This is a genomic window from Streptomyces sp. NPDC047525, from assembly GCF_040643025.1.
In the GTDB taxonomy this organism is placed as follows: Bacteria; Actinomycetota; Actinomycetes; order Streptomycetales; family Streptomycetaceae; genus Streptomyces; species Streptomyces durmitorensis.
This window is the reverse complement of sequence record NZ_JBEYTL010000036.1, coordinates 1-23,209: the sequence shown is the minus strand read 5'-3', so window position 1 is coordinate 23,209 and position 23,209 is coordinate 1. Positions and strand designations below refer to the sequence as shown.

The following is a 23,209-nucleotide window of genomic DNA, read 5'->3' as shown; positions in this document are numbered from 1 at the left end:
TCGTTCAAGGAGAGTCAGGAACGCGATGTCCAACGAAGAGAAACTGGTCGATTACCTCAAGCGGGTCACGGTCGACCTGCAGCGGGCCAACCGCCGCATCGCCGAACTGGAGTCGGCTGCCGACGAACCCATCGCCGTGGTCGGCATGGCCTGCCGCTTCCCGGGCGGCGTGAACTCCCCCGACGAGCTGTGGGACCTGGTGGAGCGCGGCACCGACGCCATCTCCCCCTTCCCCACCGACCGCGGCTGGGACCTGGAGCGCCTGTACGACCCGGACCCGGCCAAGGCCGGTACGTCGTACGCCCGCGAGGCGGGCTTCCTGGGCGGTGCGGCGCGCTTCGACGCGGGCTTCTTCGGGATCTCCCCGCGCGAGGCCTCCGCGATGGACCCGCAGCAGCGGCTGCTCCTGGAGACCGCGTGGGAGACCTTCGAGCAGGCCGGGATCGACCCGTCCTCGCTGCGCGGCAGCCGCACCGGGGTGTACGCGGGCGTCATCGAACAGAGCTATCTGGACCTGGAGGGGCCACAGGAGTTCGAGGGCTACCTGCTGACGAGCAAGCTCAGCAGCGTCGCCTCGGGCCGGATCTCCTACACGTTCGGTCTCGAAGGGCCTGCCGTGTCCGTCGACACGGCCTGCTCGTCCTCCCTCGTGGCGTTGCACTTGGCGGCCACGGCCCTGCGCCGCGGGGAGTGCGAACTCGCGCTCGCGGGCGGCGCGACGATCACGGCGACACCCGGCGGGTTCGTCGACTTCTCCCGGCAGGGCGGGCTCGCGCCCGACGGACGCATCAAGTCCTTCGCCGCGGCAGCCGACGGCACCTCCTGGTCGGAGGGCGTGGGCCTGCTCCTGGTCGAGAAGCTGTCCGACGCCCGCCGCAACGGACACCAGGTCCTCGCCGTGATCCGCGGCTCCGCCGTCAACCAGGACGGCGCGAGCAACGGACTCACCGCCCCCAACGGCCCGTCGCAGGAGCGGGTGATCCGCCAGGCACTCGCCGACGCAGGACTCGCCCCCTCCGACATCGACACGGTCGAGGCACACGGCACCGGCACCAAGCTCGGCGACCCCATCGAGGCGCAGGCCCTCCTGGAGACGTACGGCCGGAACCGGTCCGGCGGGCGGCCCCTGTATCTGGGCTCCCTGAAGTCCAACATCGGGCACACCGTGGCCGCGGCGGGCGTCGGCGGCGCCATCAAGATGATCCAGGCGATGCGGCACGGCGTACTGCCCAAGACGCTGCACGTGGACGAGCCCACGCCGATGGTCGACTGGACGGCGGGCGACGTCGAGCTGCTCACCGAGGCCCGCCCCTGGCCGGCGGTGGACCGGCCGCGCCGGGCGGCCGTGTCCGCGTTCGGAGTGAGCGGCACCAACGCCCACCTCATCCTGGAGCAGGCGCCCGCGGAGGAGGCGTCCGCGGAGGAGGGGTCTCAGGAGCGGCCGGGCCCGCCGGTGCCGGGCACAGCACCCTGGACGGTCTCGGGACGCACGCCGGCCGCCCTGCGCGAGCAGGCCGGACGGCTCCACGAGCACCTCGCAGAGCGCGAGTTCTGCCCCGTCGACGTGGGCTACTCCCTGGCCACCGGCCGGGCCGCCCTCGAGCACCGGGCCGCGGTCACCGGCGCGAGCCGTGCGGAACTCCTCGCGGCCCTGCGCGCCCTGGCCGACGACGAGGCCCACCCGGGCCTGGTGCGCGGCGCCCGCGGCAACGGCCGCACCGCGTTCCTGTTCACCGGCCAGGGCGCCCAGCACCAGGGCATGGGCGGCGAGCTGTACACGGCCTTCCCGGTGTTCGCGCAGGCCTACGACGAGGTGTGCGCGCATCTCTCCAAGCACCTGGACCGACCGATCTGCGAGATCACCGCGACCGGCGCCGGCCTGGACTCCACGGCCTACACGCAGCCCGCCCTGTTCGCCGTCGAGGTGGCGCTGTTCCGGCTCGTGGAGTCCTGGGGCATCATCCCGGACTACCTGGCGGGGCACTCCATCGGCGAACTCGCCGCCGCCCATGTGGCCGGGGTGCTCTCCCTGGAGGACGCCGCGACGCTGGTCGCCGCCCGCGGCCGGCTGATGCAGGCCGCCCGGCCAGGCGGCGCCATGTTCGCCGTCCAGGCCCCGGAGGACGAGGTCGCCGCGAGCCTCGACCCGTACACCGGCCGGCTGACCGTCGCGGCCGTCAACGGACCGACGGCCGTGGTGATATCGGGCGACGAGGACGCGGCGGAGGCGGTCGCGCGCCTCTGGCGGGAGCGCGGCGCCAAGACGTTCCGGCTCACCGTCAGCCATGCCTTCCACTCCCCCCACATGGACGGCGTCCTGGAGGAGTTCCGCGAGGTGGCCGCGTCGTTGACCTACCACGCACCGAGGATCCCGGTGGTGTCCACGCTCACGGGCCGCCTCGCCACCGGCGAGGATCTGACCAGCGCCGAGTACTGGGTACGTCAGTTGCGCGGCACGGTCCGCTTCGCCGATGCCCTGCGGTCCCTGGAGGCCGACGGTGTCGACATCACCCTGGAGCTCGGGCCCGATCCGGTGCTCACTCCGCTCGCCGCCGCCTCCATGATGTGCGCCGTGCCGATGCTGCGCCGCGGCACGGCCGAGCCCGTCGCGGTCACCGGCGCCCTGGCCTCGCTGCACACCCACGGCACCGCGATCGACTGGCGGGCGTTCTACGAGTCGGCCGGAGCCCGGCGCGTCGATCTGCCCACCTACGCCTTCCAGCACCAGCGCTACTGGCACGACGTGACGGCCGCCGCCGAGAAGAGCGCAGGGCTCGGCCTGCGGGCCACGGGGCATCCGCTCCTCGGGCCCGCCACGACGGTCGCGGGCGCCGACCAGGCCCTGTTCACCAGCCGGGTGTCCCTGCGCACCCACCCGTGGCTCGCCGGCCATCGGGTGCTGGACCGCGTCGTTCTGCCGCCCGCCGCCCTGGTGGAGCTGGCGGTGCGCGCGGGCGACGAGTTCGGGGCGACCTCCCTCGAGGAGCTGACCGTGCGCGTCCCGCTCGTCGTACCGGACAGCGGCTCCCTGCAGCTCCAGGTGGGCGTCGGCGCCCCGGACGAGGACGGCCGCCGCGCGGTGACCGTGCACAGCAGGCCCGACGACGCCGACGCCCCGTGGACCACGCACGCGGACGGCACGGTCGGCAGCGCCGCGTCCGGCGAACTCTTCGACCTGGCCGCATGGCCCCCGGAGGGCGCCGAGGAGGTCGCCCTTGACGAGAGGGACGCGACGCTGGAGAAGGCGGGCCTGGGGTACGGCGAGGCGTTCCGCTCGCTGACCGGGGCCTGGCGGCGCGACGGTGAGCTCTTCACCGAACTGCGTTTTCCCGAAGGGGAGTCGGTGGGCGACTTCGTCCTCCACCCGGCGCTCCTGGACGCGGCCGTGCGGCCGGTGGCGTTCGGCACGGCCGCGGCGGGCGGCGAACCGCCGCTCGCCGACCGGTGGCGTGGGGTGCGGCTGTACGCCTCCGGGGCCTCGGTCCTGCGGGTGCGGATCGCTCCCGGTCCGGCCGGTGAGGCGCGGATGTGGCTGGCCGACGGGGCCGGGCAGCCGGTCGCCGAGATCGGCTCGGTGTCCGTACGGCCCGTCAGCGGTGCCCGGTTGGCCTCGTCCCTCGGCCGGCACGAGTCCGCGCTGTTCCAGGTCGAGTGGGCTCCGCTCGCCCTTCCGCCGTTCACGGCGGGTGCTCCGGCCGATGGTTCCTGGGGCGTCCTGGGCGGCGATGCGCGGCCAGGCGCGGTCAGCTTCTCCGGCCCGGCGGACGTGGGCGACGCGGTGGCCGAGGGGCGCGGGCCGAGGTTCGTGCTCCTGCGGCCCGGTGCCGACGCGAAGACCCCGCCCGCCGAGGCGGCCCACCAAGTCACCGAGTCCGTCATGGAGTCGGTGCAGCAGTGGCTGGCGGACGACCGGCTCGACGAGACGCCGCTGGTGGTCCAGGTCTCCGGCGCGGTCGCGACGGCCGCACAGGACGACATCACGGACCTGCCGGGTGCCGCGGTCTGGGGCCTGCTGCGCTCCGCGCAGTCGGAGCACCCGGGGCGCATCGTCCTGGTCGACACGGACACGGCCACCGGCACGGACACCGTGGGCGCCCTCGTGACGTCCGGGGAACCGCAGGCCGCCGTCCGCGCGGGTCGCGTGCATGTCCCGCGGCTTGCCAGGGTCTCCGCCGAGGCCCCGGGCGCCGTCGCCTGGGACTCCCGCGGCACGGTCCTGATCACCGGCGGAACCGGCAGCCTCGGCGCGCTCTTCGCCCGCCACCTGGTGACCGAGCACGGCGTGCGGCACCTGCTGCTGACCAGCCGTCGCGGTGAACAGGCCACCGGGGCAAGGGAGTTGGCGCGGGAGCTCGGCGAGCTCGGTGCGCAGGTCACGATCGCCACCTGTGACGCGGCCGACCGGGACGCGCTCGCCGCGGCCTTGGACTCGATACCCGCCGGGCACCCGCTGACCGGTGTCGTGCACGCGGCCGGCGTCCTGGACGACGGCCTGATCACCGCACAGACCTCCGAGCGGCTGCACGCGGTGCTGCGCCCGAAGGTGGACGCGGCCTGGCACCTGCACGAGCTGACCCGTGACAAGGATCTGTCGGCGTTCGTCCTGTTCTCCTCGGTCGCCGCCGTCGTCGGCGGCCCCGGCCAGTCGCCGTACGCCGCCGCCAATCACTACCTGGACGCGCTGGCCCAGCACCGCCGCGCCCAGGGGCTGCCCGCCACCTCGATCGCCTGGGGCCTGTGGCAGCAGAGCGGCGGCATGAGCGGCAACCTCTCCGAGACGGATCTCAAGCGCATCGCCCGTACCGGTTTCCGGCCGGTGCCCGAGGCGCAGGGGCCCGCCCTGTTCGATGCGGCGCTCGGTCTGGAACGGGCCGCGGTCGTGGCGACGCCGGTGGACCTGACGGCGCTGCGGGAGCAGCGCGGCCCGGCCCCGGCGATCCTCTCGACGCTCGCCCGAGTGCCCGGCCGACGCACGGCGGCCGCCGACGCACTGCCGTCCGTCCCGCTCGCCGAGACCCTCGCGAGCCTCGGCGAGACGGAGCAGAAGCAGGCAGTCCTGGACGCGGTGCTCGGCCGGATCGCGGGGGTGCTCGGCCACCCCGACACCTCCGCCCTCGAAGTGGAGCAGCCCCTCACGATGCTCGGCTTCGACTCACTGACCTCGGTCGAACTCCGCAATCGCCTGGGCGAGCTGACCGGCGCCAAGCTGCCTGCGACCCTCGTCTTCGACCATCCGACGCCGGCCGCGCTCGCCGCGTATCTGCGGGGCCTGCTCCTCGGCGGCGACGAAGCGCGCCGGTCCGGGGAGTCCGCGGTGGACTTCACGTCCGACATCCGTCTCGACGACGACATCAGGCCGGCGGCCGAGACGGTGAGCGTGGCCGACGCCCCGCGGGAGATCCTCCTGACGGGAGCCACCGGCTTCCTCGGCGCGTTCCTGCTGCGGGACCTGCTGCGCAAGACGGACGCCACCGTGCACTGCCTGGTGCGCGGCACGGACGGGGAGGACGCGCTGGCCCGCCTGAGGTCCAACATGGAGTGGTACCGCGTCTGGGACGCGGCGTACGAGAGCCGCCTCGCGATCCACGTCGGCGACCTCGCCAGGCCCCGTCTCGGTCTGTCCGACGACGAGTTCGACACACTGGCCCGCACGGTCGACGTCGTCTATCACAACGGCGCGCACGTGCACTGGCTGCACCCGTACTCCTCGCTGCGGCCGGCGAACGTCGGCGGCACCCAGGAGGTGCTGCGGCTCGCGGCCCGGCACCGCACGGTGCCGGTGCACTACGTGTCGACGGTGGGTGTCTTCGACGGTCCGCGCGAGGACGGCGCACCGCTGAAGGTGACCGACCCGACGGGACCCGCGGAGCGGCTGCCCAGCGGCTATCTCCAGAGCAAGTGGGTGGCCGAGCAGGTCATCGAGCTCGCCCGCGGCCGTGGCCTGCCGGTCTCCGTGTACCGGGTCGACGTGATCTCCGGCGACACGGTCAACGGAGCCTGCCAGACACGGGACTTCGTGTGGCTGAGCCTCAAGGGCATCCTGCAGTCGGGCGCCGCGCCCGCCGGGGTCGAGGGCCGCTTCCACCTGCTGCCCGTCGACTACGTCAGCGGCACGATCATCACCGTGTCGCGGCAGGCCGAGTCCGCGGGCCGCACCTTCCATCTGTTCAACCAGAGCTCGTTGAGTCTGGGTCAGTGCATCGAGAATCTGCGCGGCCTCGGCTACGAACTGGGCGAGCTGGACTGGTCGCAGTGGCGGGACCGGGTGCAGGCGGACCGCGACAACGCCCTGCAGCCGCTGCTGCACGCCTTCGAGATGATGACGTCCGACACGGGGGCGTTCTACCCGCCGATCGACACGTCCGAGACGGAGGCGGCGCTCACCGACACGGATGTCGACTGCCCTCCGCTGACCGCGGGACTGTTCACGCGCTATGCGGAGTTCTTCGTGGAAGTGGGGCACTTCCCACAGCCGCAGCGCGAGGTCCGGCCGCAGGCGGCGTGAGCCACCGCACGGAATGACGCAGGTGGGGCGGTCCCTCGGCCGCCCCACCTGCGTGCCCGGAGCTCGGGCGGCGTACGACGACACCACACGACGACATGCAGAGGTTGGTCATGGCAGTCACAGAAGGACACGGCGGGGGCTCCCCCGTCCTGGTCATCGGCGGCACGGGCAAGACGGGACGGCGCGTGGCCGCTCGGCTGGCCGCGCGCGGCCGCACCGCCGTCGCCGCGTCCCGTTCGGGCGAACGGCACTTCGACTGGCGGGACCGAACCACCTGGGAGCTGGCCGTCGCGGGTGTGTCGGCGGCCTATCTGGTGGATGCGCAGAGCGAGGACGCCGCCGCCCTGATGGCGGATTTCGCCCGGCTCGCGGCGCGGTCGGGCGTGGGGCGTCTCGTGCTCCTGTCGGCCCGCGCCTGGGAGCAGTCGCGCGACGACGCGGCCTTCGCGGTGGAGCGGGCCGTGCGGGACTCGGGCGCGGCCTGGACGATCCTGCGCCCCACGTGGTTCGCGCAGAACTTCGGCGAGGAGTCGTTCCTGCGCGACGCGGTGGCCGCGGGGCGGGTGGAGCTCCCCACCGGTCAGGGCCTCGAGCCGTTCATCGACGCCGAGGACATCGCGGAGTGCGCGGCGGCGGCGCTGGCCGACGACGGCCACGAGGGCGAGGTCTACGCCCTGTCGGGGCCCCGCCTGATGACGTTCGGCGACGGTGTGGGCGAGATCGCCGCGGCAGTGGGCCGTGAGATCGCCTACGTGCCGGTGTCCAAGCCGCAGTACGTCACGCACCTGCTCGGCCGCGGCTTCGACGAGGGCTACGCGGAGTTCGCCGCCGAGCTCCTCGGCGCGGTCGCGGACGACGGCGGCGCCTACCTCTCCGACGGTGTCGAACGCCTCCTGGGCCGCCCGCCGCGTGACTTCGCGGAGTACGTCGCGCGGACGCTGCCGAGCGGGGTGTGGCAGCGCCCGGCCGACTGAACGTGCACCGATCCGTGTGCTCATCCCCTGGAGTCGCAGGCCGCCGTCCGTTCGGCGGCCTGCGACTCATCGATCTGAGAAGGGTGTTGTTTCCATGTCTGACATCGGGACGCCGCGTGCGCTCCTCGTCCTCGCCCACCCCCGCAGCGACTCCTTGACCGGCCTGTCCGGCGAGCGGGCACGGGCGCGTCTGGAGGGAGACGGATACGCGGTCGACGTCCTCGATCTGCACGCGGAGGGCTTCGATCCCCGCATGGACCCGGCGGACGAGCCCGACTGGCACGACCCGGGCAAGCGGTACACCGACGAGGTGCATGCCCACATGGACCGGATGGCCTCCGCCGACGCGATCGTCGTCGTCTTCCCCGTGTGGTGGTTCGACGTGCCGGCCATCCTGAAGGGCTGGATCGACCGGGTCTGGAACCACGGCTTCGCCTACGGCACCGAGCCCTCGCTGCTCGCGGCCAAGCGGATCCTGTGGCTCGGCCTGGCGGGCGCCTCCCGCAAGTCGTACGCCGATCAGGGCCTGGACGCGATGATCGACCTCCATCTGCGGGTGGGCGTCAGCGAGTTCTGCGGCATCAAGGACGTCACCGTCAGCCTCGTCCACGACACGGTCTCCGACGAACCGCAGGACCAGGTCCGCCGGCACATCACGGAATCCACCGACAAGGCCCTGACCGGTTTCCTGGACCCGGCGCTGCGGTGACACCGTCACCCCGCCCCTGAGCACACCGACGGGCGGCTGCCACAGCGAAGTGCTGTGACAGCCGCCCGTCGTCGTCGTGTGCAGGGCGGGCCCGGCGGTCAGGCGACCGGGGTGGCCTCGTGGTCGGCGTGTCCCGTGGTGACGGGCGCGGGGGCGGCCTCCTCCTCCGGCGCGGGGGTCTCCTTGCCGATGGCCGGGATGCGGCGCAGGAGCGTGAGGGCGATGAGGGTGGTCACCAGGGCGAATCCGGCGCTCACCCAGGCGGTGGTGTGGAAGCCCGCGCTGAAGGCGTCCTTCGCCACGGCGAGCAGCTCGTCGCCGGCCGCGCCGGGCAGGTCCTCGGCCGCCGCGGTGGCGCCGCCGATGGTGTCGCGCGCGGCCTCCGCCGACTCGGCGGGGATGCCCGCGGGCACGGAATCAGCGACGTCCCCACGGTAGACGGCGACGGCGACGGAGCCCGTGACGGCGATACCCAGGGCCAGGCCGAGGTCGTACGCGGTCTGGCCCGCGCCCGCCGCCGCTCCGGCCTTCTCCGGAGCCGCCGCGCCGACGGCGAGGCTGGTGCCGAGGACGCTGATCGGTGCCACGCCGAACATGACGACGGTCAGTCCGATCGCGGCCGGCACGACACCGGACTCGTCCGGCTTCGCTGCCGCCGTCAGCCAGAAACCGGCCAGGGTGATCACGGTGCCTCCGGCGATCACGTAGGCGGGCCGGACACGGCGCGCGAGCACCGGGGTGAGCTGCGATCCCACGATCAGGCCTACGGCGCTCGGCAGCAGCCACAACCCGGCTTCCAGCGGGCTCAGATCACCGGTGACCAGGAGGAACTGCGGGACCAGATACTCGACGCCGTTGAGGGCCATCATGCCGAGCAGCAGGACGAGCAGCGCTCCGGTGAACACGGGGTTGCTGAACAGCCGCATGTCCAGGAGCGGTGCCTCCAGGCTGCGCTGACGGCGCACGAAGAGCGCCGAGAAGATCACTCCGACGACCATGGCCCCCAGGTACGTGGGGCTCCAGCCGAACTCGGCGAACTTCTTGATGCCGTACACCACCGGCAGGATGCCGAGGAGGAAGAGCACCACGCTGGCCAGGTCGAAGCGGCCCGGGTTGGGGTCGCGGTACTCCGGCACGATCGCGAGCACCACCGGGATGGCGAGGACCATGATGGGCACGGCGAGCAGGAACACCGATCCCCACCACCAGTGCTCGAGGAACACACCACCGATGACGGGGCCGATCGCGATGCCCACCGACAGCGCGGTGACCCACATGGCGATCGCCGTGGCGCGCTGGCGCGCATCGGCGAACATGTGGCTGATCAGCGACAGGGTCGAGGGCAGCACCGCGGCGCCCGCGATCCCGAGCACGGCCCGTGCCACGATCAGCATCTCCGCACTGGTGGAGTACGCGGCGAGCAGCGAGGCCGCCACCACGCCGAGCGAGCCGAAGACCAGCAGCCTGCGCCGCCCGAGCCGGTCGCCCAGGGTTCCCATGACCAACAGGAATCCGCACGTCATGAACCCGTAGAGGTCAGTGGTCCAAAGGAGTTGGGAACTGGACGGCTGCAGGTCGGCCGTCATGGCGGGAGTCGCCAGCCACAGCACTCCCAGGTCCACCGTCATCAGCGTGACGGGGAACAGCAGCACGAAGAGGCCGAACCACTGCCGTACTCCGGCGCGCGGCTCCTGCCCCGGAACAGGGTTCGTAGACATAGACGTCCTTTCTCAATTGCTTGGGCATGCACATGACACTGCCAGCGGAACGCGGATACAGCCGTTGCACGGCCCGTTCGTCGGCGGCACTGATGGGAACTCGCTCCGCGGCGCCGCCCTTCCCGTCCGCGACAGCGACCTTCGATTGGCTCGAAATGGCCGTCAGGGCTTGCGGACGGCGAGTGCGTGACGGAACAGGTCGCGCGGGTCCCACTGCGCCTTGACCTGTTGCAGCCGCGGGTAGTTGTCCTTGAAGTAGAGGCGGTGCCAGGGGGTGCCCGAGCGGTTCAGGTCCGGGTCGGCCATGTCGGCGTCGGCATAGTTGATGTAGCAGCCGTCGTTGACACCGCCGGGCCGCGGGACGCCGCCGGTCGCGGCGTAGACGTCCTCGAAGCAGTCGCGCACCCACTTCTCGTGCCGCGCCGCCTCACCGTCCCCGCTGCCGGTCCAGAGACTGACGTAGAGGATCTTCAGGTGGGAGTCGCGCTGGGCGACCGCCGTGGCATCGGAGGCGACGGCGTTGATCCGCCCGCCGTAGCTGATCAGGTTGACCAGGGCCGTCGGGTTGTCGTAGTCGCTGCGCGTCAACTGCCTGTGCATCGCCATGACTTGCTCGTGCGGCATGGTCTTGCGTACGTACGCGGCCTTGGCCTTCCAGCGGGAGATCGCCGCCTCGACGAAACCGAACCACTGGGTGACCGCGTACATCCACGGGGCCCTCACGCGGTCCACGACGTGGTACTTCACACCGGTGCCCGCGGAGACCGCGGCGAGGAACTCGTCGAGCAGTCCGCCCGCGTCGGGTGCGGCCGCGTCCACCTGGGTGCACATGTGGAACGCACCGGCGGACTTGTGCTGGAGCTTGAGCTGACTGTAGAGGAACCGGCCGCGGGAGTCCGGAGCCGAGTTGCGGGCGTGCCAGGCGTCGAAGTTGTGCACCAGACGCGTGAACGACTTCTCGTCCAGGTCGTCCCAGGACCAGCTGACGTCGGAGAGCAGCACCTCGGTGGGGGCCTGCGGGAGGAGCTTCGCCGGATCGTTCCCGGTGGCATCCGGCGAACGCAGCCAATAGCGCGTGATGACACCGAAGTTGCCGCCCCCCGCGCCGGTGTGCGCCCACCACAGGTCGCGGTGGGGATCGTCGGGCTCACGGGTGGCGACCACCGCACGGGCCTTGCCCTCCGCCGAGACCGTGACCACCTCCACGGCGTACAGGTGATCCACGGTCAGCCCGCGCGAGCGGGACAGCGCACCGTAGCCGCCACCGGTGATGTGTCCCCCGGCGCCGACCGTCGGGCAGGTGCCGCCGGGCAGGACGACGCCCCAGCGCTTGTACAGGGCACGGTAGACGGAGCCCAGCATGGCGCCGGGCTCGACGGCGAAGGCGCGGCGCTTCTCGTCGTAGGAGATCGCGTCCATGCCGGACATGTCGATGACGGCGCGGACGTCACCGTCCGACACGAACGGCTCGTTGCAGTGCCCGCCGCTGCGGACCGCGATGCGCAGGCCCTGGTCGACGGCCTCCTGCACGGCGCGCACGACCTGGGCAGTGCTGCTGACGATACAGACGTAGTCCGGCCGGCCGACCCAGCGCTGGTTGGCGCCGGAGACCAGGCCCTGGTACCGCGGGTCGCCACGGGATATCCGCACGGCCTCAGCGGGGGCGGCCGCGGCGGCCCCGGATTCGGCGGCGGCAGCCGGGCCCGGCGAGGCCACGGGCAGCGCCAGGGCACCGCCCGCCACCGCGGCTCCGCTGATCAGCCCACGGCGGGACAGTCCGGTCATGAGAGGTACCTCCAAGGCGCCAAAGGGAGTTGAGGGAAGAGGGTGAGGGTGAGGGTGAGGAAAAGGCGTGCCGTCACGGCCGGAGCCCAGCGCGGCGACAAGGCCACGGCCGGGCTCCGGCAAGCGGTTCCGCAGGCAGTTCCGCAGGCATTCGGCAGGCAGGCAGGCGCGGAGTCAGCCCTGCCAGCTGTGCGGGGCCTGGTAGTTCGGCGTGCGCTCCAGGCGGCGCCAGCCGGCCTTGCCCCGGTCCGGCTCGGCGGCCGGCGGCCGCGCGTACGCGGCGGCACGGGCCATCAGGTACGCGGTGAGGGCCGCCAGTTCCTCGGGCTGCGCCTCACCCTTCTCCACGCGTACATAAGGTGCGCTCATGGGTGACCTTCTCCTTACTGGGGGGCGTTGCCGTGCTTGCGGGAGGGCAGTTGGGCGTGCTTGTCGCGGAGCATCGCCAGGGAGTTGATCAGCACCTCACGGGTCTCGGCCGGGTCGATGACGTCGTCGACGAGCCCGCGCTCGGCGGCGTAGTAGGGGTGCATCAGCTCGGCCTTGTACTCCTTGACCATCCGCACGCGCATCGCGTCCGGGTCCTCGGCCGCGGCGATCTGCCGACGGAAGATCACGTTGGCGGCGCCCTCGGCGCCCATCACCGCGATCTCGTTCGTGGGCCACGCGTACGTGAGGTCGGCGCCGATGGACTGGCTGTCCATGACGATGTACGCGCCGCCGTACGCCTTCCTGAGGACCAGGGAGATACGGGGCACGGTGGCGTTGCAGTAGGCGTAGAGCAGCTTGGCTCCGTGGCGGATGATTCCGCCGTGCTCCTGGTCGACACCCGGCAGGAAGCCGGGGACGTCGAGGAGGGTGAGGATCGGGATGTTGAAGGCGTCGCACATCGTGACGAAGCGCGCCGCCTTCTCGGAGGCCTTGATGTCCAGGACCCCGGCCAGGGACTGGGGTTGGTTGGCCACGATGCCGACCACGCGGCCGCCCATCCGGGACAGACCACAGACGATGTTGCGGGCCCAGCGCTCGTGGACCTCCAGGAAGTCGCCGTCGTCGACGAGCTCCTCGATGACCTGGTGCATGTCGTAGGGCCGGTTGCCGTCCACGGGCACCAGTTCGAGCAACCGCTCCCCCCGCCGCTCGGCAGGGTCGTCCGGCGCCTCGGCCGGAGGGTTCTCGCGGTTGTTCGAGGGGAGCATCGACAGCAGGTAGCGGACCTCGGCTATGCAGGTCTCCTCGTCGTCGTACGCGAAGTGCGCGACGCCGGAGGTCTCGGCGTGCACGTCCGCGCCGCCCAGGCCGTTCTGCGTGATCTCCTCGCCGGTGACGGCCTTGACGACGTCCGGGCCGGTGATGAACATCTGCGAGGTGTCGCGGACCATGAACACGAAGTCGGTCAGGGCGGGCGAGTAGGCCGCGCCGCCCGCGCACGGGCCCAGCATGACGCTGATCTGCGGGATCACGCCCGAGGCCTTGGTGTTGCGCTGGAAGATCCCGCCGTATCCCGCGAGCGCGGACACGCCCTCCTGGATACGCGCACCGGCGCCGTCGTTCAACGACACCAACGGGGCACCGGCCGCGATGGCCATGTCCATGATCTTGTGGATCTTCGTGGCGTGCGCCTCACCCAGCGCGCCACCGAAAATGCGGAAGTCGTGCGCGTAGACGAAGACCGTCCGGCCCTCGACCGTGCCCCACCCGGTGATCACACCGTCGGTGTACGGCTTCTTCGCCTCCAGACCGAACCCGGTCGCCCGGTGCCGACGCAACTGCTCGACCTCCTGGAACGAACCCGCATCCAACAGCAGCTCGATCCGCTCACGCGCGGTCAGCTTGCCCTTCGCGTGCTGGGCCTCGGTCGCTTTGTCGCCGGGCCCCTGCAGTGCCTTCTTCCGGATGGCGTGCAGTTCGGCGACGGGTCCGCTCGGCCGGTCGCCAACGGACCTTTCTCGTAAGGGTGTTGCCATGGCACATTCGTCCTCTCACACCGCAGGGGTGATCTCCAGGAGGCCGGCGCCGTCCTGTGCGCGCAGCAAGGCGCACACATCGCGCAGACCCGTCTCGAGCTGGGCGACTTCCTTGTCGCCGATGTGGATCGAGGGCTCGAAGCGCAGGGTGTTCGGGGAGCTGGCCGTCGGGAAGGTCCGCACCCTGTGGGTGCGCAGCAGCTTGCCCGCGAGGGCGTAGCCGAGGGTGGCGCCCTCGGCGTGCTGCCGCAGCTCCTCGACGCCGGATCCGCTCTGGTCGTGGAACTCCAGGCCCAGCATCAGTCCCCGGCCGCGCGCTCCGCTCACCACGTCGGGGAAGTCCCGCTGCACCGAGCGGAGCATGTCGAGGAGGTACTCCCCGCGCTCGGCGGCCTTGCGGTAGGCGGCGCCGTCGTCCGCCTCCAGGAGGTCGAGGACCTTGAGCCCGATGGTCGTGGAGAAGTAGTCCTTGGCGAAGGTGGAGCTGTGCACCAGCTCGAACTGGGGGCGGTAGAGCGACGAACGGGCCAGCATGACCGCCGCTTTGGCGAGGCCGCCGCCGAGGCTCTTGGCCAGCACGTGGTAGTCGCCGCGCAGCCCGATGCCGGTGCTCGCCAGGAAGGTGCCGGTGCGGCCCATGCCGCTCTGCACCTCGTCCACGATGATCGGCACGTCGGCCGCCGCGCACGCCGTCTGGATCAACGCGGCGCTCTCGGCGTCGAGGACCTGGATGCCGCCCTCGCCCTGGACAGGTTCGAGGACGAAGGCGCAGAGGACCGGCAGGGGCCGGGGGACGACGGTGACCTCGCCGCCGGTGACGACCAGGTCGAGGAGGTCCACCCGTTCTTCCTCGAAGATCTTGGGCAGGGCGGCGAGTTCCTCGCGCGTGACGAAGCGGGCAGCGGTGCCGAGGGCCGCGAACGGTATGCGGTAGGCGGCGTTGTGGGTGAGCTGGACGCTGCCCATCAACTTGCCGTGGAATCCGCCCTCCAGAGCGAAGAGCCGGGGCTCGGCGACCGCGCGGTCCGCGTTGACGGCCGCGACACGGTCGGCGAGTGCGTCGATGCCGTCGACGGTGTCCGACCCGACCGCGTGGGTGGCATCCGCCCGGACGGTCGCCGTGCCGGCGGCCACGGCGGCGCGGGCCGCCTCGATGTGCTCGGCGATCTCGGCCTGGAGCTCGGCGGCCTTCAGGGCGCGGTCGAGTTCGGCGTGCTTGACGGCGATCTCGACCGCCTCGGCGCCGCTGTTGGCGAAGACGGCGTTGTACGTCTCGTTCTCGCCGGTCTCCCGGCTCACGATGGCGGAGAGCCGGGTGGCGAGCTCGGTCGCGTAGGGGTGGCGGGAGAACTGGGCGTGCACGGGCGCGCCGGCGGCCAGCATCTCCTGGGCCAGGGCCACGATGTCGGGGGGATTGTGTCCGAGCATCAGTGAGCCGTAGCCACCGGCGAAGTCGACCACGGGGATCTCGTCCCCGTGCTCGTCGATTCGGTAGAGGTAGTCGCCCTCGGCGCGCACATAGTGGGCGTCGAGGCCGACGGTGGACAGCCAGCCGAGCAGGTGTGATTCGGCGAGGTCTGGGTCGGCCATGGTCGGGTCAAGCCTCCGTCGTGGTCCGCGAACGGGACCGTGGTGGTGGTCGGTGGAAGACCGGGGCGCCGCGGCCCGGGTGCGGGTCCGGCGAGCCGCCGCCGGTCAGTGGAACGCGGTGACCGTCGGACCGACGGCGAGCAGCGCGCGTCCGTAGTCCTCGACGATCAGGGGCAGCGACAGGTGGTTGTGGCGGCTGCCCACCTCCAGGTCGCGCCAGTACGCCTGGATGGGGTTGGTGTCGGCGAAGCCGCCGGTGCCCGCGACGTGCAGGATCTGCTGCATGCCCTCGCGGGCGCTGCTGAGCGCGGACGCCGAGTGCATGCGGGCGCGGGCGCGGGCGACCCTGGGCAGTTCGTCGCCCGGAAGCAGCCGGTCGAACTCGTCGGCCACGTGCAGCATGTGCAGATACGCGGTGTCGACGAGGTGGGTCGCCTCGGTGAACGCCCGCTGGATGGCGGGCGAGTCGGCGGCGCGACGGTACGTGGAGTACACGATCGGCTTGCCCTTGGCGAGAGCATCGCCGGCCACGTCGAGGGCGCCGCGTGCCGCGCCGACCAGGGCGGAAAGGGAGTGCAGATTGCCCTTGACCAGCTCACTCGGGCTGAGCAGCTCCTCCAGGCGGTCGGTGTCGTCCTTCTCCACGACGAGAGTGCGGCGGTCGGGCACGAACACGTCGGTGAGCGTCATCGCGTGGGTGCCGGTGCCACGCATGCCGGCGACGTTCCAGGTGCGGGTGATCACGATGTCGTCGAGGGCCACCAAGGCGTTGGCGGCACCGATCTGGCGGTCGCCGTCGTAGAGCGGGATGGCGATGCACAGCGCCCAGTCGGAGATCTCGCAGCCGGACGCGTACGGAAGACGGGCATTGACCTTCAGACCGCCCGGCACCTTCTCGGCGCGTGCGCCTGGCCCTGTGCCCGCGGACAGCAGGATGGCGTCGGGGTTGTCGCCGAATATCTCCTCGGTGGCCTCGTCGTCGAGGATGAGGGTGAACTCGGTGGACGCCGCGTGGTTGGCGACGATCCAGCCGGTCGAGGCGCAGCCGCGGCCCACCTCGGCGATGATCTCGACCTGGTTGCGCATGCTCGGGTGCAGACCGCCGTGGGCGACCGGCGTGGTGAGCCGGAACAGGCCCGCCTCGCGCAGCGCGGCGAGGTTCTCCGGGGTGGGATTGCCCAGCTGCTCGGTGCGGTCGATGTTGGACCGCAGGAGCGGTACGAGGCGACTGGCGCGGTCGATGAGTTCCTGCGCGCTCACGGATGGTTGGGTGGCCGGGACGGTCGTGGCCATGCTGCTCCTCTGGTCTGTGATGGCTCAAAGGGCACTTCGATCGACGGGCGGCCCTGAGGCCCGCTGAATTGACCGGGATGTATCCGGAAAGGCCGCTGCCGCCTTGCATTCGGCGGACTCAATGGCCAATTCACCGTATCCGCCTTCTCGGTTGACGGGTCATCACCGGTTCTCGGACCGGTAATCGACGGATCGCATCGCGTTCAAGCACTTCTGGTTATCCGTCGATTGACGCGTATTCAGAAATGCTGGTTAGCGTTGCGCTCCGTCGATCGCACGACCAGTTCGCGATCGCCCTGCGAACCAGACGGAGGAGAAAGCCGTGGCAAATTCAGGTCGGGGTCGCGCGATCGTGCTCGGTGCAGGTATGGCCGGGCTGTTCGCCGCGCGGGTGCTTTCCGATGCGTACGACGAAGTCGTGGTGGTGGAACGTGATGTGCTCGCCGACGACAGCGAACCGCGACGTCGCATCCCTCAGGGCAGGCACGTGCACGGGCTGCTCTCCCGCGGGCACGAGATCATCGAGGAACTGTTCCCCGGCATCACGGACGAGCTCATAGCGGGCGGAGCCGCGCACGGTGACGTCACCGGCGATGTCCGGTGGATCCTGGAGGGCCGCCCGATGCGGCAGCCGCGCTCCGGACTCCAGCTGGTCTCGGCCAGCCGGCCGCTGTTCGAGCACGCGACGCGCAGCCGGGTACGTGCGCTGCCGGGGGTCCGCTTCTCGGAGCAGACCTCGGTGGTCGAGCTGGTGACCGAGAGCCAGGGCGCTCGGGTGACCGGAGCGGTCCTCACGGATGCCGGCGGTACGACGACCACCCTCGAGGCCGACCTCGTGGTGGACGCCTCGGGCCGCGGCTCGCGGACCCCCGTCTGGCTCGCCGAGTGGGGCTTCCCCGAGCTGGAGGAGGAGACCTTCAAGGTCGGCCTCGGCTATACGACCCGGCACTACGACATTCCGCACGAGGCCATGGGCGACGACCTCTCCGTGCACGTCGTGGCCTCGCCCGCGGCGCCACGCGGCGCCGTCTGCGCGCGTGTCGACGGCGGACGCACCGTGGTGACCGCGTACGGCATGAACGGCGACCACCCGCCCACCGACGAGGAAGGCTTCCTCGCCTTCCTGAAGTCCCTCGCCGCTCCCGACGTGTACGACGCCGTCTCCAGCGGGACACCGGTCGACGATCTGGTGCCCTACCGCTTCCCGGCGAATCTGCGCCGCCGCTACGAACGCCTGACCTCCTTCCCCGACGGCCTGCTCGTCATCGGCGACGCGGTGTGCAGCTTCAACCCCACCTACGCGCAGGGCATGACGGTCGCCGCGATCGAGGCGACGGTACTCGCCGAACACCTGAGCCGCCCCGGAGAGCCGCGCGCCACCGCGTACTTCGCCGACCTGGCCCGCAAGGCCGTCGACACCCCCTGGGGCATGGCGGTCGGCAACGACTCCGCCCGCCTCGGCCTTGTCGCCCCGGACTCCCCGGAGCAGCGCCAGGTCGGCCGCCTCCTCGCGGCGGCCGCCGAGCACGACGAGGTGGCCGTCGCGTACGTGCGGGTGGTGAGCCTGCTCGACTCGGCGGAGGCACTGGCCGCGCCGGAGATCACCGCACTCGTGGGCCAGGCCGAGAGCGCCCGGCCCGCCCCGCGCGGCGGCACCGGTGACCGCGAGGTCGTCCAGATCACGACCGGCGGCCTCACCTTCGACGTGGAGACGTCCGGGCCGCAGGACGGCGAGCCCGTGGTGCTCCTTCACGGCTGGCCGCACCACTTCGAGTCCTGGACGGACGTCGTCCCGGCCCTGAACCAGGCCGGACTGCGCACCATCGCCCCCAACCAGCGCGGCTACTCCCCCGGCGCCCGTCCTGACCCCGTCGACCAGTACGCGCTGCCGTTGCTCGCCCAGGACGTCCTGGGCATCCTCGACGAGCTCGGTGTGCCGGACGCGCACGTCGTCGGGCACGACTGGGGTGCGATCGTGGCCTGGTACCTGGCCGCGCACCACCCCGACCGGGTCCGCACACTGACCGCGGTGGCCTTCCCGCACCTGGACGCGTACCAGCAGGCCTACCGCGTCGACCCGGAGCAGCAGCGCTCTTCCCGGTACGTCGACCTGCTCACCGCCGAGGGGTCCACGCAGTACTGGCTGGAGGACGACGCAGCCAGGCTGCGCGAGCTGCTGGCAGGCGCGGACAACGCTCTGACCGCCGAACAGCAGGCCCGCTACATCGACTTCCACACCCGGCCCGGCACCTTCCACGCCGCCCTGAACTGGTACCGCCACGGCACGCTCCTCGACGGACGCAGCGACATGGGCGAGGTGACGGTGCCGACGACGTTCATCTGGAGCGTGGCCGACGAGTCGGTCTCCACCGCGGCCGCGGGCATGACCGCCGAGTACGTGTCCGCCCCTTACCGGCTCGTCACGCTCCACGGGGTCTCGCACTGGCAGCCCCAGGAGGTTCCGGGACTCGTCGCCGACGAGATCATCGCCCGCGCCGACGGCACGGCCGCATCGGCCGGTTGAGCACTCCGCACGGACGAAGGGAGAACCACACGGTGGACAGCACATGGTTCCGGCGGTTCAAGGCCGCACAGGACGGCAGGCTCAGGCTCGTGTGCTTCCCGCACGCCGGCGGATCCGCGAGCGCGTTCCTGCGGCTCGCGCGAGAGCTGCCCGACGGCCTCGACGTCCTGTCGGTCCAGTACCCGGGGCGGCAGGACCGGCGCCACGAAGAACGCTCGACGAGCCTGCACACGCTGGCAGAGGCCGTCGCCGACGCTCTCGGGCCCGACACGGTGGAGCCCTACGCGTTCTTCGGGCACAGCATGGGCGCCGTCGTCGCGTACGAGACGGCTCGGCTGCTCGCTCAGCGCGATCTGCCGGGGCCCACCCGGCTCTTCCTGTCCGGGCGCGGCGCGCCGACCCCGCTCCCGGGCGTCCACGACCGGCTCTCCACCGATGCCGACGTCCTCGCTGCGGTGCGCCGGCTCGGTGGCACCGACCAGGCCGTGCTCCAGGACCCGGAGCTCCTGGACATGGTGATGCCGGTACTGCGTGCCGACTACCGGGCGCTCGGTTCGTACACCTGGCGCGGCGGTGCACCGCTGGATACGCCGGTGACCGTCCTGGCCGGCGACCGCGACCCGGTGGTCACCGTCCAGGAGGCCACCGAGTGGCGGGATCACACACGGGGTGACTTCTCCCTCGAGGTCTTCTCCGGCGGCCACTTCTACCTCGACGACCACGTGAGAGGCGTGGCCACGGTGATCGCCGACGGGCTGCTCGCGGACGCGACGGCAGGCTGATCCGGGGGCCCGCCGGTGGGCGGGCCCCCGATCTCCAACCGGCGGGTGACGGCCCTTTACGGTGCCGTGGCGGACGATGCCGACGAGAGGTCCCCCAGTGCGTCCGTGCCGACGAGCCGGTCGGGCACCGACGCATCCAGGCGCATCAGGGTGCGCAGCAGAGCACGGCGCCGGGAGTGCGGTGCCTCCTCTCGCAGGGCCTCACTGATGTCCGGTGTGGGCAGGGCGAGCTGACCCGAGTGCGTCTTCGCGAGGAGGATCTCGGCGAGCCGGTCCAGGGTGGCGTCGGTCGGCCGCGGCAGTGTCAGCGTGGTCATCTGGGCCTGTCCTGTGCCCCATGTGGGCCGACGGCGCAGCAATTCGGGCCGGGCCGCCACGATCAGCATCAGCGGCGAAGGTCCGGCTGCCGCGACGAACCGTTCCAGGAAGTCCAGGCCGTCCTCGCCGATTTCGTGCGCGTCGTCGACGAGGACGATCAGAGGGTGGTCGAGCGCGACCGCGTCGAGAAGTCGGCAGCCCGCCGCGAGCAGCAGCTCCCGGCGGTGCGGGGCCGGGCCCTGCTCCCCCGCGGTGATCACTTCACTGGCGCAGGCGGCGACCTCGGTGGCCTCGGTCTGGTCCGCGATGCACCCGTACGCGATCTGTCGCACCAGGCCCGCACCGGTGGCCGGATCCGTCCCGGGCGGGGCGTGGCACAGGGCAAGGAGCAGATTGTGCAGCAACCCCAGCGGCCGGTCGGCGCCTTCGGGCCCGCTCACCAGGAACTCGGCGCCGTCCCACTGGGCCGCCGCACGGCGCTCGAACTCGAGGGCGAGCCGGGTCTTGCCGACTCCCGCCTCCCCGAGCACCGTGACGAGCTGCGCCACCGACCGATGGCGTGAGCGTCCCAGCAGGCCGGACATCAGGTCCAGTTCGTGGTCACGGTCGAGGACCGGGATCGACGGGTGGGCCAGAGAGCGCCACTGCACGGAGCGCGCCCGCCATCCCGCGGCCTCGCCCTTGGGCCGGGTGTAGCTGATGCCCGCGGCGCCGCCGGTCTGTGCCCAGGTCCGTTCGCAGACACGGGCCGTGCCCGCGGTGGTGTGGGCCATCAGCGTGCGGCAGGTGTCGAGGGCCGGGCCCGCCGCCATGTGTGCGGCGTCCGGATGCTCGTCGAGCCGGAACAGCTGGGTCTCACCGGTGGCCACGGTGGCCCGTATGCACACCGGGTGGATACGGGGTTCGAGCATGGCCAGAGCCGTCGACACGGCCCTTTTCGCCGCGTCGGCTCCGGTGAACACGGCGAGCAGCGCCGGTCCGGCCGGGGCAGCGACGGTCCCGGCGAAGAAGCCCGCCGTGTTCCGCAGCGTCTCCGCGACCGAGGCGAGGCACTGTTCCACGCCCGTGCCGTCGGTGGCGGCGCGCCGGTGGTCGACGGCGGCCTGCACCATCACCACGCTGCAGTCCTGCCGTGCGACCCCCGCGCGCACGGCAGGAACAGCGTGAGGGGCGGGTTCGGGAGCGGCAGACACGGAGGGGCTCGACTCGGTACGGGAACTGCCCTCGGCGCGCTGCTTCGGCACGAACAGCGCCGTGGAGTGCTCCGAGGCCCCGGACGCGGCCGTACCGGCACGCTCCTCGGCGGTGCTGGTGCTCCCCGGATCCGTGGCCGGCTCGCGAGCGGCGCCCTGTGCGACGAGCAGCGAGTCGTCGTGGCGCAGGATCGCCTGCTGCAACTGCTGAAGGCTGCGGCCGGGTTCGAGACCGAGCTGCTCGACGAGCTGACGGCGCAGCCGGTTGTACGCGCCAAGGGCGTCGGTGTGCCGTCCGCACCGGTACAGCGCGAGCATCAACTGCCCGCACAGCCGCTCCCGCAACGTTCCCGCCTCGACGGCCGTCTCCATCTCGCGGAGCACCGAGCGATGGCGGCCGAGCGCCAGCTCCGCGTCAAAATAGTCCTCGAGAACATCGATCCTGGTGTTCTCCAGGCCCTCCATCTCGGGCCAGTCGAAGCCGGCCTCGACGAGGTCGGCGAGCGCGGCACCGCGCCACAGGCCGACGGCTTCACGGAGCGACGCAGCGGCCCGCAGCGGCGAGCCCTCGGCGAGCCGCGCCTGCCCCTCCTCGGCGAGCCGCCGGAACCGGTACAAGTCCACGGTCTGCGGGTCGAGTCGGAGTATGTATCCCGGTGGCCGGGTGATCAGCATCGGGCCGTCGTGGTCCCGACCGGAGCCGAGCGCGCCGCGCAGCCCCCAGATGGCATTGTGCAGGATCTTGCGCGCGGTGGTGGGGACCTCTCCGGTCGGCCACAGTGCGTCCATCAGCGCACTGGTGGACACCACACGATTGGCGTTGAGCAGGAGAAATCCCAGCATCGCACGCTGCTTGGTGCCCTGTATCGGCACGGTCTCACCATGGTCGGTGAGTTCGAGCGGCCCAAGTACACGGAACCTCATGGTGCTCCCCAGCTCCTCCCGGGTACGGGGCAAGCCGCACGGCGGTGCGCCTTTGCACCGCCGTGCGGACTGCCGTTTCGACTGCCTCCGCGCCACGAAGTGGTTCGGGCACGGCTCGGTGGACACACGGGCGCCGGGTCGGAGACCCGTACGGGGTGTCCGCCCGGCCGGTGCGGGCGCGGGGGAACGGAAGCACCGGCCGGGCGGAGATCAGGGGGCGAGCAGCCGCTCGCCCGAGATGCGGAGGCGGGCGCCGACCGAGAGCACCTCAGGTGCGGCTGCCGGCCGGCGTCACACCGGCGACCACCGGGTGGTCCTGCGCCAGCGGGCCCGTCGTGGTGGCGCCGCCCGGCGCACCCAGTTCCGTGAACACCTCGGCGCCCGCGGCCCCGAACGCGCTCCACTGCTCCGGCAGATCCTCCTCGTAGAAGATCGACTCGGTCGGGCAGACAGGCTCGCAGGCACCGCAGTCCACACATTCGTCCGGGTGGATGTAGAGCATGCGCGGGCCCTCGTAGATGCAGTCGACGGGGCATTCGTCGATGCAGGCCTTGTCCTTGACGTCTATGCAGGGCTGGGCGATGACGTAGGTCATGAGGATCGCTCCACGGTCCAGGTGTCGTTGCCGGTGAGGAGGTTCGTCAGGTCGCCCTTGCCGTTCTGCTCGATGGCGGTGTCGAGCTGGTCGGACATCAGCGTGTCGTAGACCGGACGCTCGACGTCGCGGAAGACACCGATCGGGGTGTGGTGCAGGGTGTCCGGATCGGCGAGGCGTGACAGCGCGAAGGCCAGCGTCGGGGACGTCGAGTGCGCGTCGTGGACCAGGATCTGTGACTCGGTCTCAGGCGTGACCGGGACGACTTTGAGGTCTCCGGTGGCCGGGTCGCGTACGACGCCCTTGGCGCCTTCGGCCCCGAAGCGGATGGG

General features: G+C 71.7%; 13 protein-coding genes and 1 pseudogene. 5 read left to right on the top strand and 9 right to left on the bottom strand.

Annotation, left to right across the window (positions count from 1 at the left end):
* Nucleotides 1-25 precede the first annotated feature (25 nt).
* From ABZ833_RS44830 to ABZ833_RS44820, 3 genes are all read left to right on the top strand, one after another.
* On the top strand, nucleotides 26-6,505 hold the full coding sequence (locus ABZ833_RS44830; RefSeq protein WP_361059659.1) for a thioester reductase domain-containing protein: 6,480 nt from the start codon (nucleotides 26-28) through the stop codon (nucleotides 6,503-6,505).
* A gap of 110 nt (nucleotides 6,506-6,615) precedes the next feature.
* Nucleotides 6,616-7,479 carry an SDR family NAD(P)-dependent oxidoreductase gene (locus ABZ833_RS44825; protein ID WP_361059656.1) on the top strand — a complete coding sequence of 288 codons (864 nt, stop codon included), beginning with the start codon at nucleotides 6,616-6,618 and terminating at the stop codon, nucleotides 7,477-7,479.
* Between the two features lie 94 nt (nucleotides 7,480-7,573).
* Nucleotides 7,574-8,188 (top strand): NAD(P)H oxidoreductase, encoded by a 615-nt coding sequence (locus tag ABZ833_RS44820; protein WP_361059655.1) that lies wholly within the window; start codon nucleotides 7,574-7,576, stop codon nucleotides 8,186-8,188.
* Between the two features lie 98 nt (nucleotides 8,189-8,286).
* Here ABZ833_RS44820 and ABZ833_RS44815 read toward each other — a convergent pair whose 3' ends face one another.
* From ABZ833_RS44815 to ABZ833_RS44790, 6 genes are all read right to left on the bottom strand, one after another.
* Nucleotides 8,287-9,906: an MFS transporter gene (locus ABZ833_RS44815; RefSeq protein WP_361059652.1), complete on the bottom strand. Its 1,620-nt coding sequence runs from the start codon at nucleotides 9,904-9,906 to the stop codon at nucleotides 8,287-8,289.
* A 162-nt stretch (nucleotides 9,907-10,068) separates the two neighbouring features.
* Nucleotides 10,069-11,691: an FAD-binding oxidoreductase gene (locus ABZ833_RS44810; protein ID WP_361059649.1), complete on the bottom strand. Its 1,623-nt coding sequence runs from the start codon at nucleotides 11,689-11,691 to the stop codon at nucleotides 10,069-10,071.
* 174 nt (nucleotides 11,692-11,865) lie between these two features.
* Nucleotides 11,866-12,060, bottom strand: a complete 195-nt coding sequence (locus tag ABZ833_RS44805; RefSeq protein WP_361059647.1) for an acyl-CoA carboxylase subunit epsilon — start codon at nucleotides 12,058-12,060, stop codon at nucleotides 11,866-11,868.
* Nucleotides 12,061-12,074: 14 nt separating this feature from the next.
* Entirely contained in the window at nucleotides 12,075-13,658 is a 1,584-nt protein-coding gene (locus tag ABZ833_RS44800; RefSeq protein ID WP_361059644.1) for an acyl-CoA carboxylase subunit beta, read from the bottom strand.
* Between the two features lie 15 nt (nucleotides 13,659-13,673).
* Complete coding sequence (locus tag ABZ833_RS44795) at nucleotides 13,674-15,248, bottom strand: aminotransferase class III-fold pyridoxal phosphate-dependent enzyme (protein ID WP_361059641.1); 1,575 nt, start codon at nucleotides 15,246-15,248, stop codon at nucleotides 13,674-13,676.
* A 105-nt stretch (nucleotides 15,249-15,353) separates the two neighbouring features.
* Nucleotides 15,354-16,541: an acyl-CoA dehydrogenase family protein gene (locus ABZ833_RS44790; RefSeq protein WP_361059639.1), complete on the bottom strand. Its 1,188-nt coding sequence runs from the start codon at nucleotides 16,539-16,541 to the stop codon at nucleotides 15,354-15,356.
* Between the two features lie 322 nt (nucleotides 16,542-16,863).
* Here ABZ833_RS44790 and ABZ833_RS44785 point away from each other — a divergent pair, with 322 nt between their 5' ends.
* Together ABZ833_RS44785 and ABZ833_RS44780 are read left to right on the top strand one after the other, a co-directional pair.
* Nucleotides 16,864-19,065 (top strand): alpha/beta fold hydrolase, encoded by a 2,202-nt coding sequence (locus ABZ833_RS44785; protein ID WP_361059636.1) that lies wholly within the window; start codon nucleotides 16,864-16,866, stop codon nucleotides 19,063-19,065.
* 32 nt (nucleotides 19,066-19,097) lie between these two features.
* Nucleotides 19,098-19,847: an alpha/beta fold hydrolase gene (locus ABZ833_RS44780; RefSeq protein ID WP_361059633.1), complete on the top strand. Its 750-nt coding sequence runs from the start codon at nucleotides 19,098-19,100 to the stop codon at nucleotides 19,845-19,847.
* Between the two features lie 56 nt (nucleotides 19,848-19,903).
* Here ABZ833_RS44780 and ABZ833_RS44775 read toward each other — a convergent pair whose 3' ends face one another.
* The 3 genes and pseudogenes from ABZ833_RS44775 to ABZ833_RS44765 all read right to left on the bottom strand — a co-directional run.
* Nucleotides 19,904-22,282 carry a BTAD domain-containing putative transcriptional regulator gene (locus tag ABZ833_RS44775; RefSeq protein ID WP_361059630.1) on the bottom strand — a complete coding sequence of 793 codons (2,379 nt, stop codon included), beginning with the start codon at nucleotides 22,280-22,282 and terminating at the stop codon, nucleotides 19,904-19,906.
* Between the two features lie 268 nt (nucleotides 22,283-22,550).
* Nucleotides 22,551-22,877 (bottom strand): ferredoxin, encoded by a 327-nt coding sequence (gene fdxA, locus ABZ833_RS44770; RefSeq protein WP_361059627.1) that lies wholly within the window; start codon nucleotides 22,875-22,877, stop codon nucleotides 22,551-22,553.
* Nucleotides 22,874-23,209: pseudogene (locus tag ABZ833_RS44765) on the bottom strand (2-oxoacid:ferredoxin oxidoreductase subunit beta); the annotation flags it as partial. The pseudogene ABZ833_RS44765 and the gene fdxA, both read right to left, overlap by 4 nt.